The following is a 14,709-nucleotide window of genomic DNA, read 5'->3' as shown; positions in this document are numbered from 1 at the left end:
CGTCACCCCTGACTGATCGAGGTCCCGTCGGCGAGCGACACGAACCCGCATCCTCCATGTGAGGGCCAGGGACATCGCCCGATCGAGTGAACCGTGTACACGCGGACACCTGAGTGGCGGCGAGAGTTGCACCGCCGGGTTTCGAGGAGCATCCTACCGAGCACCCTCACTTTACGCGCTGACAAGATCACTTAAAGCGACGGGACGGGGCGGGGCCGCTTGCGGGGGCAAACGCAGCCCACGCAACAGGAGGTAGCAGCATGACCACCCTGGCCGATCCGGAAGTGGCGGACGCAGAGGACGAGGTCAGCCCGACCATCACGCTGCCGGCGATGCCCGCGTGCGTGTCCGCCGTGCGGGAGCATGTCCGCGTGGCGCTGACGGTCTGGGACCTCGACGCGTTGTCCGACATCGCCGTACTCCTCGCCTCCGAACTGGCGACCAACGCCGTACGCCATGCGGGCCTGGGCCGCCCGTTCAGCGTCGTGGTGCGCCGAGATCGCACGCCCGACGGCACATCGTGCGTGTGGATCGAGGTACACGACACGGACCCCCGGACGCCCGAGGTGGTCGAGGCGACCGACGACGACACCGGCGGCCGCGGGCTGCTGCTCGTCGAGTCGCTGGCGGACGGCTGGGAGTCGGTCCCCGAGCCCGGCGGCAAGTGCGTGCGCTTTCGGCTCGCGATGACCGCCTGACCCCCTCGCGATGCCCCCCCGACCCCCGAAACCGGGATCAGGCCGACGGCGCCGTGTACACCGGAAGTTCGTGGATGTGCGCGCGACCGGGCGCGAGGGTGTCCACGGCGAGCCGGCCCAGGTGCGGGTGGTGTGTGAACAGCACCACCTGGAACCGGTCGGCCATCGCGTCGAGCACCGTGAGCATCGCGCGCGTGCGCCCGTCGTCGAACGTCATCGCGATGTCGTCGAGCACGATCGGCATCGCCCGGCCCGCGTCGGCGTACGCGTCCAGCGAGGCCAGCCTCAGCGCCAGGTAGAGCTGGTCGCGCGTGCCCTCGCTCATCTCGTCCACGCCGACCGACCCGTCCGCCGGGCCGGCCGCGCGGCGCGCGCGCAGCACCGGCGCGCCCTTGCGCCCGTCGGTCTCCACGATCAGGCGATCGAAGCGGCCGGCGGTGAGCGCGGTGAAGACCTCCTCCGCGCGGGCCAGGACCGGGGCCTGGTTCTCCTTGCGGTAGTCCTCCATGCAGCGCAGCAGCACCTCGCGGGCCAGGTGCAGCCGAACGAACTCCTCGGTGTCCTCGGCGATCGCGGCGACCGTGCCGGCCACCTCCTCCTGTGCGCGTGCGGCGGCGACCGACTCCCGCTCCATGTCGAGCACGACCTGCCGGCGCCGGCCCAGCGTCTCGCCGGCCGCGGCGTACGCGGACTCGGCCTCCTCGGCTCGGCGCGCGGCGTCCTCGACCTCGATGTCGAGTTCCTCGGGGTCGTAGCGGGCGGCCTCCTGTTCGATCTCGGGCGACAGCAGCGCGCGGTGCTCGGTCAGCGCCCGCTCGACCTCGCGCACCCGGGCGGACCGCTCGACGGCGGCCCGCAGCTCGGCGACATCGCCCGCGTCCGCGGACGCGACGAGCGCGGCCAGCTCGATCCCGGCCCGGTCGGCCTCGGTGCGCGCCGCCGCGACGGCGTGCTCCAGGCGGGCGATCCGCTCGGCGAGCCTTGCCCGTGCCTCGGCGGCGCTGCGGGCCCGGGTCAGCTCCTCGTACAACGCGGTGGCCGCCGCGAACGGCGGGCGCCCGTCCTCGTCGGCGGGGACCGGGCGGGCGCAGGCCGCGAACACCTCGGCCACGCGGGTGCCGAAGCCGGCGATCCGGTCGGCCGCGCCGACCCGACGCCGTTCCGCCTCCGCCCCGTGTCCGACCGTCGCGGCGACCTCGGCGAGCGTGGCCACCGCCTCGGCGACCGCGTCCGGCCCGCCCTCGGGCAGGTCCAGGCCGTGCACCAGGTCGTGCCAGCTCCGGTCCCACGAGGCGCGCTCGCGCTCCACCCGAGCCACCTCGGCCCGGGCCTCGGCGAGTTCGGTCTCGGCCTCGCGCACGGCGGCGACCTTCGCGTCGCGCACCCGCAGCGCGTCCCCGAGCGCGTCGCGGCGGGCGTCGGCCTGTTCGATCAGCGCGGCCAGCCCGCTCGCGGTGGTCGGTGCGCCGGACTCGGCCAGCGCGGCGCGAAACGCCTCGACGAGTTCGGCCGCATGCCGGCGGCGCCCCTCCAACCGCGCGCGCTCGGTGCGTGCCTCGGTCTCGATCCCCGCGAGGTCGCGGACGGCGTCGAGCAGCGCGGCGGCGTCGTGCGGGTCCGGGGCGGGTATCCCGGCCGGCCCCACGCGCGGGTCCACCCGGCCACGAGCTGTGCCTGACGTTCCGTCAGCTCGGCCCGCCGGTCGGCCAGTCGGGCCAGCGCGGGCCCGTCGTGCGCGACGTCCACCTCCAGTCGGCCGCGGCGGATCGCGTCGCCGGCCCGGGCGGCGATCCGCCCGGCGATCTCGTCGGCGGCCGCGACCGCGCGTTCGTACCCGTCGATCCGGTCGTCGGTCAGCGGCGGGCTCGCGCAGATCAGCGTCCACAACCGATCCCGCTCGGCCCGGGCGGCGGTCCACTCGGCGGGGGTGGGCGGCGGCTCGGCGCTCAGCAGCACGTCCAGCTCCCGCCGCCGGGCGTCGTGCTCGGCCAGCAGTTCGTCCTCGGCCGAGGTCGCGGCCGCCAGCTCGTCCCGCACCCGCGTCACCTGTTCGACGTGGTCGGCGACGCGTTCGCGGCCGGGCAGGCGCACCCGGGCGGGACCGTCGGCGGCGAGCGCGTCGACGCCGTCGAGGCCGTACCGCGCCCGCAGGTCGCCCGCCTCGCGCTCGAGATCGGCGACGCGCTGCTCGGCCCGCGCGATGTCGTCGACCAGGTTGCCCGGCACGGCCTTGAGCAGCGCACGCAGCACGGCCGGGTCGGCGGGCGCCGGGGTCAGCTCGCACGCCGCCCGCGCGGCGGCCAACCGGGCGTCGCGGTGCGCGACCTGCTCGGCCGCGCCGGCGAGCCGGGCCTCGCACCCCTTGAGCGCGTCCCGCAGCGCGGTGACCCGCTCGCCGACACCGGCCGGCACGTCGTAGGCGGTGGGGTCGTCGAGGGCCCGGTCGGGGCGCACCCGGGCGAGCAGTTCGGCGGCCCGTTCACGAGCCCCCAGCACCTCGCCCTCGGCGTCGTCGGCGAGGCGGACCGCGTCGCGGATCGCGGCGATGTCCGCGTGCAGCGCGTCGACGGCGGCGGCCCGCGCCAACAGGGCGCCGTCCACCACCACTTCGGCCGACTCGCGGCGGGCCTCGGCCAGATCCCGGCCGGCCCGCTCGGCCTCGGCGGCCGCGTCCCGCACGCGCTCGTCGATCGCCGCCAGCTCCGCCGCGAGCCCGTCCGGGGCCGGCCGCCCCATCGCGATCAACTCGTCCCGCTCGCCGCCGAGTTCGTTCCGCCGCGCGAGCACCGGCAGCGCCTGCCGGACCCGCTCCAGGCGGGCCACCAGGATCCGCGCTTCGGTGCGGTCCCGGCCGAGCCGGTCGCGCTCCTCCTCGGCGCGTTGGACGTCCTTGACCGCCTCGCCGAACACCGCCGGGGCCAGCCCGTCCTCCTGGACCCGCTTGCGCAGTCGGACGAGCTCGGTCAGGCCCGCGTTGATCCGCTGGTTCTTGCCGCGCGTCTTGTACAGCTCGGCGGCCCGCTCCTCCAGGCGGGTCAGCACCTCGCCGAGCCGGGCCGAGGAACGCGACTCGAACAGGGCCCGGCCGACGTCGCCCTCGCCCCGGAGCAGCTCGGCCCCGCCCTCGCGCAGGCCCGCGTGGTCCAGCGCGAACACGTGCCGGAAGTCGTCGCGGCCCACCCCGGCGAGCAGCCGGGTCAGCTCGGCCTCGGCCAGAGCCGTGCCGTCCGCGCGGGTCAGCGGATTCTTGTCCCGCTTGTGCCGGACGATGTCGAGCACCGTGCCGCGCTCGTCCCGCACCAGCGCGCCGAGCCTGAGATCGCGCATCGCGTGCACGAAGTCGTACGAGGTCTGCCGGTCTATCCCGTACAGGAGCTGGTCGAGGGCGTGCCGCACGGTGGACTTGCCGGCCTCGTTGGGGCCCGCGACCACGTGTACGCCGGGTGCGCCGAGCTCGATCCGGCGGTCGGTGAAGCAGCCGAACGCGGTCAGATCCAGGCGGTCGATCCTCATGCGGGCTCCCCGTCGGTCCCGGTGATCATCGCCGTGAGCAGGTCGACGGCCTGGTCGAAGACATCCGCGCGCCAGGCCGCGTCCGCGGGCGCGATGCCCTCCTCGGCGACCTTGGGATCGAGCGTCTTGAGCCCCGGGACCCCGCGGACGAGCTGCTCCAGCGCACTCGGGTCGGCGCGCAACGCCTTGGCGGTGCGCGCGAGGTCGTCCACGAGCGCGGGCAACTCGGGCCCGGCGTCGCCGAGATCGACGTGCCGGGTCTCCAGGCGGACCTTCTCCAGCCACACGCCGGGGAATTCGCCGGCGAGCGCGCGGCTCTCGAAGACGAACCGCCTCTCGTCGCGCCACAGCGCCTCGTGCGCGTCGGTGGCGCCGGTCACCCGGACCCGGGTCGCGAGCAGCCGGTCGCCGGCCGCGGCCCGCTCCTCGGCCATCCGATGGCGGACCAGGTCGAGCACGTCCTCCATCCCGGTCGCGCCGGACGCGTCCACGTCGAGCCGGGCCCAGCGCACCACGTCGAGGTCGCGGTGCTCGATCGTGGCCCGGCCGTCGTCGCCGACCGTGATCAGGGTCGCGCCCTTGGGCCCGGTCTCGCGCGCGTGCCGACCCTGGATGTTGCCGGGGAAGACGATCCACGGCTCCGCCTCGTGCACGACCTCGCGCGCGTGCACGTGGCCGAGCGCCCAGTAGTCGTAGCCGCGCGAGACCAGGTCGCCGACGTTGCACGGCGCGTAGGTCGCGTGGCCCTCGGCCCCGGCCAGCGCGGTGTGCAGGAGCCCGACGTTGAACATCCCGCCGCGCGGCGCGGGGTAGGTCACCGCGAGGTTGTCGGTCACGTCCCGGATCGCGAAGCCCTGACCGTGCACGGCGAGCCCGATGTCCTCGAACGCGACGGTGTCGGGGCGCATCGTGGAGAACCGGTGCACGTTGTCCGGCAGCCGCAGTTCGCGGGTGATCCGGCTCTCGGCGTCGTGGTTGCCCGCGACCAGCAGGACCGGGATGCCGGCCTCGTCCAGGCGCCGCATCTGCACCGTGAAGAACAACCCGGTGTGGTAGTCCTTCCAGTCGCCGTCGTAGATGTCGCCGGCCAGCAGCACGGCGTCCACGGACTCGGCGAGGGCCAGGTCGACCAGGTTGGCCACGGCCCGCCGCGCCGCGCCGCGAATCTCCTCCGCGGGTGCCCCCTCGTAGCTCGAAAGCCCCCGCAGCGGGCTGTCGATGTGCAGGTCGGCGGCGTGCAGCAACTTCATGGAGCGGGACGCCTCCGGTCGGCGATCACAGGGCAGCCCAGGATAGGCACACGACACCGACACGGCAGGGGTTTCCCGGATCGCGGCCCGGACCGGGGCCACGCCCGGTCCGGGGTGGGGTTTGCCCCACCCCCCATCCACCAGGCAGCTCCCTGGTCCGGCGCGGGCCCTCCCGACAGGCTGGGGGAAAGCTCCACCATCCCGTTCGGGAGTCAGTCGTGACACCACAACGCACCGACCGGAGGCGCTCGATCCCGGCCCCGCTCGCGGCCTGCGCGGTCTGCGCCGTCGCCGGTGCCGTGCTGTGTCTGGCGGCGGGCCGGTTGTACGGATTCTCCGCCGATGTCGACCTGATCGGGCTGCTCCGCCGGCCGGCGCCGCTGACCACCCTGGTGTTCGGTCTGTCCGGCCTGCTCGTGGCCCTGCACGGCCGGCCCGGTGGGAAAAACCGGTTGAACCGACCACCCGAGAAGCCGCACTGTGGAGACTCCGCCGAAGGGCGGTGAGCGCGAGCGGGCCGCCCCGACACGGGGAGGGGGCGACCCACTCACGCACTACTGGCTAGGATGTGCACGCAACCTACGCATGCTCGCGTAGCTCAGCGGGAGAGCGCCTCGTTCACACCGAGGAAGTCACTGGTTCGATCCCAGTCGTGAGCACCCATCATCTGTTCGATCCGCATCATTCGAGGGCCGCTTCGGTAAGCGGTCCTCGGCACGTTCAGGACCGTCCCCGGGATCAGCAGATCCGGGTCCGGGCCGATCACGTCGCGGTTCGCCTCGTACAGCGCCGGCCACCCGCCGACCACGCCCAGGTCGCGCGCGACCGACGACAGTGTGTCGCCCGGCTTGACGGTGTACTTCGCGCCGAGCAGGCCGATCTGCCGGGCGCACTGCGGCCAGGCCTCCCAGCCCTGCATGAACAGGATCTCCTCGGCGACGATGATCTGCTCCCGGCGGGTGGCCAGGTCCGGGCGGGTGGCGTACTCCTGCCCGCCCGCCTCGTCCCATGTGCTCGGCAGGATCTGGAGTCCGCCGTAGTAACCGTTGCCGGTGTTGAGGTTCCAGCGACCGCTGCTCTCGCAGTCCGCGATCCGGTCCCACGTGTCGTCGGAGACCGCGCCCGCGGGGGCGGCCGCCCCCACGACGAGCCCGGCACTCACGGCACCGGCGAGCACTAACAGGACAGATGATCCGATCATCTTGAAGGCCATGTCAGTCGACGGTAGGCAGCACCCGACCCGATTTCGGGACCGAGGCCGCGGCATGCCGCGAAATCACCCGACTGCCCCAACGCACACAGGAGAACGAACCCACCGCCGGGGCGTGTCCGGGGACCGCGAACGCCCTAGCCGAGATCCGGCAGCAGGCCCGAGGGGATGTCCAGGTCGGAGGGGATCAGGCCGGACGGGAGCAACCCGGAGGGCAGTCCGGGCTGTTGCGGGGCCTGCGTGCCGGGGGTCTTCTTGGGATCGCCGTCGTCGTCGTCCCCACGCGTCATCAGGATGATCGCGGTCACCACACCCGCCACGACCACGAGCGCGATCACGAGCGTGATCAACGGGTTGGTCCGCCGGCCGCCGCGCTGCGGTGGAGGCGGCTGCTGCGCATAAGGCGGTTCGTGGTGCGACACGGCTTCGACTCCCCCAGGCGACCGGTGTCGGGGCCGAACTATCCCCGAACACCCATGCTGTCACGATCCGGACGCGAAGGCGCCGGTCTACCGAAGACCAGGCAAAGTGATCACCGAATCGGGGGAATCGCGGGACCGACCCGGGGAGAGCCGAGGCCGATCGAGCCCGCCGCGCTCACAGCTCCTTGGTCAGCAGCTCGAACTCCAGGTCGTCGCGCAGCGGCACACCGAACCGGTCGTCGCCGTACGGGAACGGCGACATGACACCCGTACGGCGGTATCCGCGCCGCTCGTACCAGGCGATCAGCTCCTCGCGCGCGTTGATCACCGTCATGTGCATCCACTTGCCGCCCAACACGTTCGCCGCGACCCGCTCGGCCTCGGTCAGCAGCGTCCGCCCCAGTCCGCCGCCCTGGTGGCCCGGCCGGATGGCGAACATGCCGAAGTAGACGACCGAGTCCGCGCGACGCTCCAGTTGGCAGCAGCCCATCAGCGCGCCGTCGTGCTCGGCTGTCCACATCACACTGTCCGCCCCGTCGAGCACGGCCGCGACCCCGTCCGGGTCGGTGCGCCGCCCTTCGAGCAGATCGGCCTCGGTGGTCCAGCCCTGACGACTTTCGTCTCCCCGATAGGCGGACTCGATCAGCGCCACGAGGGCAGGGATATCGGCTGATCCGGCTTGACGGAAGGAGACGGGGATGAGCCCTGCGGGCGACTCCTGCGCTCGTGTCGACGCGTCCTGCGGCACCATTGTTGTTCTCGCCCCTCGTCGATTCGGCAAGGTCTTCCATGCCGCCCCCGAGCGTACGACGCGGGTTCGGCGAGGGGCCCTCCGCTTTCGGTCGCGCTCGGGCGGTGACAAGGTGTCCGAAGCGTGACAACCCGGTGGACCCGCCACGGATCGAGGCCCATCAGGCGACAAGCCATAGGAAAACGGGAGAAGCCGCACATGGTGAGGGCAGGCGTTCGCCGGCTGCTGGACATACGAAGGACCAGGATCTCCCTGGCCCTGGTGGGTCTGTGGCTGCTCGCCGCATGCGTCGCCATTCGGCAGGCCAACGAGGTACTCGACCAACCCCAGGACCGCAGGCTGCCCGATCTGGACGCGTGGCTCGGTCCGCAGGGCGTCCTGCACCTGCCCGGCTCCCTGTACGACACCGAAGCGCGCGGCACCTCGTTCACCGGAACGCCGTTCGCGGGCTGGGTGCTGCACCCGCTGACCAACGCGGCCGAGCACGCCCTGGGCGTCGCGTGGACCGTCGCGACGCTGCTGATCGTCGCCGCGATCGGGGTGCTGGTCACGCATGCCCTCCCGGTGTTCGGCACCCGGCGCGCACGGCTGCTCGCCGCGCCGCTGGCGATCAGCTTCCTGGTGCTGTCCCTGCCGGTGCGCGGCAACCTCTCACTCGGGCAGATGAGCCTGCTCCCGGTGCTGCTCGTGCTGCCCGCGATGCTCAAGCCGGCGCCGGGCAAGGTCGCCGCGGTCGCGGCGGGCGTGGCCGCGGCGCTGCATCCGGCGATGCTGCTGTTCGCGGTCTACGTGTGGATGACGGGCAAGCGGCGGGTGGCCACGTCCATGGCCGGCACGTTCGCGGCGTGTACCGCGCTGGCGTGGTCCGCGATGCCGCAGGACTCGTTCACCTACTGGGTGCACCACGTCGCGGGCGCAGGCCTGGGCGGCGACGCCGACGCGCTGTCGAACCAGTCGCTGCACGGCGCGCTGCTGCGGATCGGGCTCTCGGGCCCGCTGGAGATCACCCTCGTGGTCGCACTGTCGGTGGCCGTGCTGTGGTTCGGGCTGCCGCGTGCGGTGGCCTACGCCCGCGACGGCCAGGCGGTCCTGGGCGTCGCCCTCGCCGGCTGCGTGATGGTCGCGGTGGCCCCGGTGTCGTGGCAGCACCAACAGCTGTGGATCCTCCTGTTGGCCGCCGGACGGCTGGGCGCCAAGCAGACCGACCGCATGGTGTGGCCGGTCGCGGTCTTCATAATCATGACGTTCGACAGCGAGACGCTGATCCCCGGCCGGCTGTCCGCGATAAGGGTGGCCGCCGACAACGGACCGCTGCTGCTGGCGATCGCGTCGGCGTGCGTGGTCCCGTTCATCACCAAGGCGTCCGAGAAGTGGGCCCCGCTGCCGGTTCCGCAGGCGGTCGCGGCGCCGGGCCGGTTCTCCTGGGTCCCGGCGCTGCCGTTCGGCTGGCGGCCGCTGACCCGGCCGAACCTGCTGCTCGAACTGCTGATGATCCGGGTCGGCTACCAGGTCTACTCGTTCATCCGCGCGTCGGTGCCGGACCAGCGCAAGGTCGCCGAGACGCACGCGCAGCAGATCATCGACCTGGAGAAGTTCCTGCACATCGACGTCGAGCGGGGCCTGAACCACTACGTGGCCAAGGTCGGCTGGCTGCAGAGCAGCATGAACTTCTTCTATACGACGTTCCACTTCATCGTGCCGCTGGCGATCCTGGCGATCCTGTACATCCGGAAGCCGGCCGCCTACCGCTCGGCCCGCACCGTGCTGAGCGTGGCCACGATCACCGGCCTGGTCGGCTTCTGGCTCTATCCGCTCGCGCCGCCGCGCCTGATGCCCGGCTACGACTACATCGACACCGTGCACGGCGTGCAGGACCTGAACAATCCGGACTTCGGCGCGCTCACCAAGATCTCCAACCAGTACGCGGCGATGCCGTCGCTGCACGTGGGCTGGTCGCTGTGGTGCGGCCTGATGATCCTGGCCATCGCCCCGAAGGGCTGGCGCTGGCTGGGCCTGCTCTACCCGCTGTCGACCACGCTGGTCGTGATGGGCACCGCGAACCACTGGATCATGGACGCGGTCGGCGGGGCCGCGGTGGTCATGCTCGGCTTCGCGGTGCAGTACATGCTGACCGGACGCTCGGCCTTCTCGGTCGAGCCGGCCGCGGCGTCCGGCTCGGCAGCGGTCGCCGCCGATGCCCGGGCCGGGGATAGCACAGCGCTACCGACGCAGGGTCGGGAGTCGCTGGTGATCACCCATTCGTTGGAGTCAAAGCAGAGTAATTCCGACGTCACAGATGATCCTGACAAACAACCCGTCAGTCACAAATAGTGATCACACACCCCGACATTGCCAATACTTTGCCAACAAAGCCCGCATCCCGATGATGCTTCGAGCGGTAGTCACTGTGGTCGGTGCCGGAGGGGCCCGACTTCCAGTGACACCACGAGGAGCACCATGTCGCACATCTCGCGCCGCGTAGCCCAGGCCGCGCTGCTCATCGCCGCCGGCGCCGCCCCGATCCTGGGCGCCTCCGCGGCGCACGCGACGGAACTGCCCACCGGCGGCCTCGGCGGGCTGACCCAGCCGGACGTCGGCGGGCTCGCCGACAAGGTGCCCGCCGCCTCGGAGGGTGCCGGCGACGCGGCCGGTGGGGCGGCCCGGCAGAGCCTCCCCGCGGCCACCAAGACCGCAGGTCAGACCGCCGGGACCACGGCGTCCGGCGCGAACGAGACGGTCGGCGAGGGCGCTGCGGCGGCCGCTCCGGCCGCCGGCGACACGCTCGGTCAGGCGGCTCCCGCCGCCGGTCAGCTCACGAGCGGCGGCGTTCCGGCGGCTCCGGCCGTTCCCTCCCTGGGCGGGCTCCCGCTGAGCGGCTGATTCAACCTGTTCGAATCCCAGTGAAACCGGCGGGGCCGGTGCGGCGTGTCCATTGATGCCGCACCGGCCCCGCCGTTTGTCCGCACCGGGTTTCTCCACCATTGGGATTAGCAATCGATCGGAGATCCCTCCCGGGGATGACGTACCAAAGGGCCGTCGTGCGCATCCCAAACACTTCGTGGGTGTCTACGCTGTTCTGCGAGCGTTACGAAGAGTCGCAATCCTGGACATAGGACACAGGAGACTCTTCCATCACCCCACAACCGAGGAGCACGGTGTCTGCCACGACGCGGGCCGCCGCGAACGGCCACAACAAGAACGGCACCGGCACCCCGGCTGCCGAGCGCGTGCGCGGGATCGCGGCGGGGGTACTGATCTGGTACCTGCGGATCGTGGCGGCGCTCGACTTCATCTCGGCGATCTCGGTCCCGCTGCGCGACCGCGTGCGACACCACGACACGGGCGAGTTCTACACCCCGTTCCTCGTCACGTCGGGCTTCACGTCGGCCGCGCTCGCCGCGTTCCTCGCGATCATGCTCGGTCGGCGCAAACGCGCCGCGTGGGCGTTCACCGCGATCCTGCTCATCCCCTCCACGGCCGTCTACATCTGGGCGCTGTGGTTCGACGAGCTGCGTCAACACCCGTTCAACTGGTTCTCGACGAGCATCACACTGCTCGTGTGCGTCGCACTCGGGCTGAGCTTCGCCGAGTTCGGCGCCAAAGGTGACCGGGGCAACGTGCTCAAGGCCGGGCTCGTGCTCGCCGCCGGCGGGGCCGTCGGCGTCGTCCTGGGCTCGACGCTCGTGTCCGCCACCGACCGGATCTCCGACTCCGCCCTGGGCGACCGGATCCTGTACGCCGTGCTGCGGGTGTTCACCCTCGCTCCGGACAGCGACTTCGACACGGTCTCGGTCCCGCGCTGGGTCGACATCGTCATCAACATCGCCGGGTTCGGACTGTTCCTGCTGGTCCTGTACGTGCTCTTCCGCGCGCCCAAGGGACGCGAACTGCTCACCCCCGACGACGAGGTGCTGCTGCGCGAGCTGCTCGACAAGCAGGGCGAGCGCGACTCGCTCGGCTACTTCGCGCTGCGGCGCGACAAGGCCGTCATGTGGTCGCCGAGCGGCAAGGCCGCGGTGGCGTACCGGGTCGTGGGCGGTGTCTCGCTCGCGTCGGGCGACCCGATCGGCGACCCCGAGGCCTGGCCCGGCGCGATCGACCGCTGGCTGGCCGAGGCCGAGGACCGCGCGTGGGTCCCGGCGGTGATGGGCGCCAGCGAGGAGGCCGGCACGATTCTCGCCCGGCACGGCCTGGACGCGCTCGAACTGGGCGACGAGGCGATCGTCGAGGTCGCCGAGTTCAGCCTGGAGGGTCGCGCGATGCGCGGCGTCCGGCAGGCGTACAACCGGGTCAAGCGGGCCGGGTACACGACGCGCGTGCGCCGGCACGAGGACATCCCCGAGAGCGAGATGCGCGAGCTGCTCGACCTCGCCGACCACTGGCGGGACGGGCAGACCGAGCGCGGCTTCTCGATGGCGCTCGGCCGACTCGGCGACCCCGACGACGGGCGCTGCCTGATGGTCGAGTGCATGGACGAGGAGGGCCGGCTGCGCGCGGTGCTCAGCTTCGTGCCGTGGGGCTGCAAGGGCGTCTCGCTCGACCTGATGCGCCGCGACCGCGACTCGGACAACGGGCTGATCGAGTTCATGGTGCTCGACGTCATAGAGGGCGCGAAGGCGTACGCCGCCGCGAACGCCAAGCCCGCCAAGGGCAAGGGGAAGGGCAAGCCCGCCGAGGCGGAGCCCGAGGTGTCCTCGCCGATCGACATCGAACGGATCTCGCTCAACTTCGCGATGTTCCGCTCGGTGTTCGAGCGCGGCAACAAGCTGGGCGCCGGCCCGGTACTGCGGCTGTGGCGCACCGTCCTGGTGTTCTTCTCGCGCTGGTGGCAGATCGAGTCGCTGTACCGGGCCAACGAGAAGTACCGCCCGATCTGGGAGCCGCGCTACATCTGCTTCCGCAAGGCGAGCGAGCTGCCGCGGATCGGCATCGCGGCGGCCCGGGCCGAGGGCTTCCTGACCACCCCGACCCTGCCCCAGCTGTTCGGCCGCCGGCACGAGCAGCGCGCCGCCGTCCTGGCCAAGCGCAAGGCCGCCGAGGCGACCCCGCCGTTGACCGGATGGGTCGCCGAGCAGCGCGAGCCGGCCGAGCACAAGCAGCCCTGACGGCTCCGACGCGTGGCCGAAGGACGCCGAAGGGCGGCGCTCCCACCGGGGAGCGCCGCCCTTCGCGTGGTCGGCTCGGATGCCGCTCGGCTCAGACCAGGCGCCGGATCTCGCCGCGCACACGGTAGAACCCGCCGCGGTCGGCCGGCCGCACCGCGTCCACGACGTAGCGTGCGCCGGCGACGCGCACGTTCTTCGGGAACTGCACGTTCCAGCCGTTCTCGTAGCCGGGCGTCACGACGTGCACGCGCAGTCGGCCGCCACCCTGGTCGACGCACTCGACCACGACGCCGGTGCCGGCGTCGGTCGTGGTCGCCACCTCGGTGGTCGGCACGACCGCCTCGATGGTGGCCGCCTTGACGTCGCGCACCTGCGGGACGGTGCCGACCTGGGCCGCCTCGATGGCCGCCTCGCTCACGTCGATGCAGGCCAGCGAGCCGTCCGTGGTGACGATGTACAGCCGCTCGTCGTGGTACTGCATCGAGTACGCCGAGCCGCACGTGGTGCCCAGCTTCCACAGCCGCTTGCCGTCCGCGGCGAAGCAGTACACCGTCGAGGAACTGTCGCCCGCGAAGACGTACTTGCCGTTCTCGGCGGTCGCGCACGAGAACACCGACGAGTCGCAGTCGTACGTGGTGCGGATCGTGCCGTCGGACTTCGCGATGCGGTGCACCTTGTTGCCGGAGGTGCCCGCGTACACGTCGTCCTTCTCCTGCCACCCGAAGAGCACGCCGCCCTTGGTCCGGGTGTGCCACAGCGGCTTGCCGTCGCCGGCCGCGAAGGCCTGCACGCCCGCGCTGTGCCCGTGGTAGATCGCGTTCTCGTCGCAGCGCACCATCCACGCGCCGGTGCCGGCGGTCGCGGCGGCCCACAGCGACTCGTCCTCGTGGTCGATCGTCGTACAGCCGCCGTTGGAGTCGGACACGCCGAGCACGCCGTCGTGGATGTCGAGCCAGTAGATGTCGATGTTGTCGGTGATCTCGTACGCCACGCGCGGGGCCTTGCCACCGACGTCGTACACGTTGCCGTCGTCGCACCCGGCGTAGATCCACGAGTCGTCCGCGACGATGCACTTGACGCCGTTGGGCAGTTGGTAGCGGCCGGTCACGTCGCCGGTGTGGTCGAGGAACCACACGTCGCCGCGCTGGTTGCCGACCAGCACTCGCTCGGCGTCCACGAAGATGCCGAACGCGGACGACCCGGTGCGGTAGCGCCACAGCACCGGCGCCGAGTTGCGGGCCGTGGTCGGGCGGGACACGATCTCGCGGCGGGTGATCGAGCGTGGCTGACGCACGCCCTGTACGGCGGGCTCGTAGCCCTTGCGCAGCTTGGCGGCGACCTTCTTCTTCGCGTCCGCGGCGGCCTTCTCCGGGCTCGCGTGGGTCGTGGTGTCGGTTCGGCCCTTCGCCCCGATCCGGCCGTAGGTGACCGTGACATCGGCGCCGTCCACGACGACCTCGTAGTACTTGTGCGCGCCGTCGCCTTCTTCGGACAGCTCGAGGTAGGTACGGGTCTCGGACATGACGACTCCTCGGTCGGCTGGTCTGACGGGTGTGCGAATGTGCCGTGACGGGGCGGGAAAACCCTGCCATACAAGGGGACTGATGCCCCGTCATCCCCTGTGGCGATGGCTCGACCCTACTCACGCGAGCCGACAGCCGGTGGGCGGACGGCGCGTGGATTGCCGGAGGGCGGCAGGAGGGTGGTTCACCCGGACGGGCCAACCCGGGATCGACGGGGCCGTTGTCGGGCAAAACGAT

General features: G+C 72.0%; 11 protein-coding genes, 1 tRNA gene and 1 pseudogene. 6 read left to right on the top strand and 7 right to left on the bottom strand.

Annotated features, from left to right (window positions below; translation table 11 throughout):
* Window positions 1-260 precede the first annotated feature (260 nt).
* On the top strand, window positions 261-698 hold the full coding sequence (locus OG928_RS17985; RefSeq protein WP_406284865.1) for an ATP-binding protein: 438 nt from the start codon (window positions 261-263) through the stop codon (window positions 696-698).
* Window positions 699-735: 37 nt separating this feature from the next.
* Here the strand turns inward: OG928_RS17985 and OG928_RS17980 are convergent, their stop codons facing one another.
* Genes OG928_RS17980 through OG928_RS17970 form a run of 3 tightly spaced genes read right to left on the bottom strand, consistent with a single transcriptional unit; the run spans window position 736 to window position 5,461 of the window.
* A complete protein-coding gene (locus OG928_RS17980) occupies window positions 736-2,232 on the bottom strand; it encodes an ATP-binding protein (RefSeq protein ID WP_406284863.1) in 1,497 nt (498 codons plus the stop codon).
* Window positions 2,130-4,211, bottom strand: coding sequence for an AAA family ATPase (locus tag OG928_RS17975; protein WP_406284861.1), 2,082 nt, complete (start codon window positions 4,209-4,211; stop codon window positions 2,130-2,132). The genes OG928_RS17980 and OG928_RS17975 overlap by 103 nt, the downstream gene beginning before the upstream one ends.
* Window positions 4,208-5,461 carry an exonuclease SbcCD subunit D gene (locus tag OG928_RS17970; protein WP_406284858.1) on the bottom strand — a complete coding sequence of 418 codons (1,254 nt, stop codon included), beginning with the start codon at window positions 5,459-5,461 and terminating at the stop codon, window positions 4,208-4,210. The genes OG928_RS17975 and OG928_RS17970 overlap by 4 nt, the downstream gene beginning before the upstream one ends.
* A gap of 218 nt (window positions 5,462-5,679) precedes the next feature.
* Here OG928_RS17970 and OG928_RS17965 point away from each other — a divergent pair, with 218 nt between their 5' ends.
* Both OG928_RS17965 and OG928_RS17960 read left to right on the top strand, forming a co-directional pair.
* On the top strand, window positions 5,680-5,967 hold the full coding sequence (locus OG928_RS17965; RefSeq protein ID WP_406284856.1) for a hypothetical protein: 288 nt from the start codon (window positions 5,680-5,682) through the stop codon (window positions 5,965-5,967).
* Window positions 5,968-6,048: 81 nt separating this feature from the next.
* A tRNA-Val gene (locus tag OG928_RS17960) sits at window positions 6,049-6,120 on the top strand.
* Between the two features lie 290 nt (window positions 6,121-6,410).
* Here the strand turns inward: OG928_RS17960 and OG928_RS17955 are convergent.
* From OG928_RS17955 to OG928_RS17945, 3 genes and pseudogenes are all read right to left on the bottom strand, one after another.
* Window positions 6,411-6,662 (bottom strand): annotated as a pseudogene (locus OG928_RS17955) (transglycosylase family protein); the annotation flags it as partial.
* A gap of 146 nt (window positions 6,663-6,808) precedes the next feature.
* The gene (locus OG928_RS17950) at window positions 6,809-7,093 is read right to left on the bottom strand and encodes a hypothetical protein (RefSeq protein WP_406284854.1); all 285 of its coding nucleotides are present in this window, start codon (window positions 7,091-7,093) and stop codon (window positions 6,809-6,811) included.
* Between the two features lie 175 nt (window positions 7,094-7,268).
* Entirely contained in the window at window positions 7,269-7,844 is a 576-nt protein-coding gene (locus OG928_RS17945) for a GNAT family N-acetyltransferase (RefSeq protein WP_406284852.1), read from the bottom strand.
* Between the two features lie 198 nt (window positions 7,845-8,042).
* Between OG928_RS17945 and OG928_RS17940 the strand changes: the two genes are divergently transcribed.
* The 3 genes from OG928_RS17940 (at window position 8,043) to OG928_RS17930 (ending at window position 12,949) form a co-directional block, all read left to right on the top strand.
* Window positions 8,043-10,175 (top strand): bifunctional glycosyltransferase 87/phosphatase PAP2 family protein, encoded by a 2,133-nt coding sequence (locus OG928_RS17940; RefSeq protein ID WP_406284850.1) that lies wholly within the window; start codon window positions 8,043-8,045, stop codon window positions 10,173-10,175.
* Between the two features lie 126 nt (window positions 10,176-10,301).
* Window positions 10,302-10,724: an ATP-binding protein gene (locus OG928_RS17935; RefSeq protein ID WP_406284848.1), complete on the top strand. Its 423-nt coding sequence runs from the start codon at window positions 10,302-10,304 to the stop codon at window positions 10,722-10,724.
* Between the two features lie 275 nt (window positions 10,725-10,999).
* On the top strand, window positions 11,000-12,949 hold the full coding sequence (locus tag OG928_RS17930) for a phosphatidylglycerol lysyltransferase domain-containing protein (RefSeq protein WP_406284846.1): 1,950 nt from the start codon (window positions 11,000-11,002) through the stop codon (window positions 12,947-12,949).
* 91 nt (window positions 12,950-13,040) lie between these two features.
* Here the strand turns inward: OG928_RS17930 and OG928_RS17925 are convergent, their stop codons facing one another.
* Window positions 13,041-14,471, bottom strand: coding sequence for a WGR domain-containing protein (locus tag OG928_RS17925; protein WP_406284845.1), 1,431 nt, complete (start codon window positions 14,469-14,471; stop codon window positions 13,041-13,043).
* Between the last annotated feature and the right edge of the window lie 238 nt (window positions 14,472-14,709).

Origin of the sequence: Embleya sp. NBC_00896 (assembly GCF_045207785.1) — a bacterium.
Classification (GTDB): Bacteria; Actinomycetota; Actinomycetes; order Streptomycetales; family Streptomycetaceae; genus Embleya.
The sequence above is the reverse complement of the archived record's forward strand: the minus strand, read 5'-3'. Positions and strand labels throughout refer to the sequence as shown.

What these genes read in the sequence shown, in the direction of transcription:
- OG928_RS17940 (WP_406284850.1), top strand. Translation starts at nt 8,043, where the DNA reads ATGGTGAGGGCAGGCGTTCGCCGGCTGCTGGACATACGAAGGACCAGG.
- OG928_RS17970 (WP_406284858.1), bottom strand. Translation starts at nt 5,461, where the DNA reads ATGAAGTTGCTGCACGCCGCCGACCTGCACATCGACAGCCCGCTGCGG.
- OG928_RS17925 (WP_406284845.1), bottom strand. Translation starts at nt 14,471, where the DNA reads ATGTCCGAGACCCGTACCTACCTCGAGCTGTCCGAAGAAGGCGACGGC.
- OG928_RS17945 (WP_406284852.1), bottom strand. Translation starts at nt 7,844, where the DNA reads ATGGTGCCGCAGGACGCGTCGACACGAGCGCAGGAGTCGCCCGCAGGG.
- OG928_RS17935 (WP_406284848.1), top strand. Translation starts at nt 10,302, where the DNA reads ATGTCGCACATCTCGCGCCGCGTAGCCCAGGCCGCGCTGCTCATCGCC.
- OG928_RS17975 (WP_406284861.1), bottom strand. Translation starts at nt 4,211, where the DNA reads ATGAGGATCGACCGCCTGGATCTGACCGCGTTCGGCTGCTTCACCGAC.
- OG928_RS17985 (WP_406284865.1), top strand. Translation starts at nt 261, where the DNA reads ATGACCACCCTGGCCGATCCGGAAGTGGCGGACGCAGAGGACGAGGTC.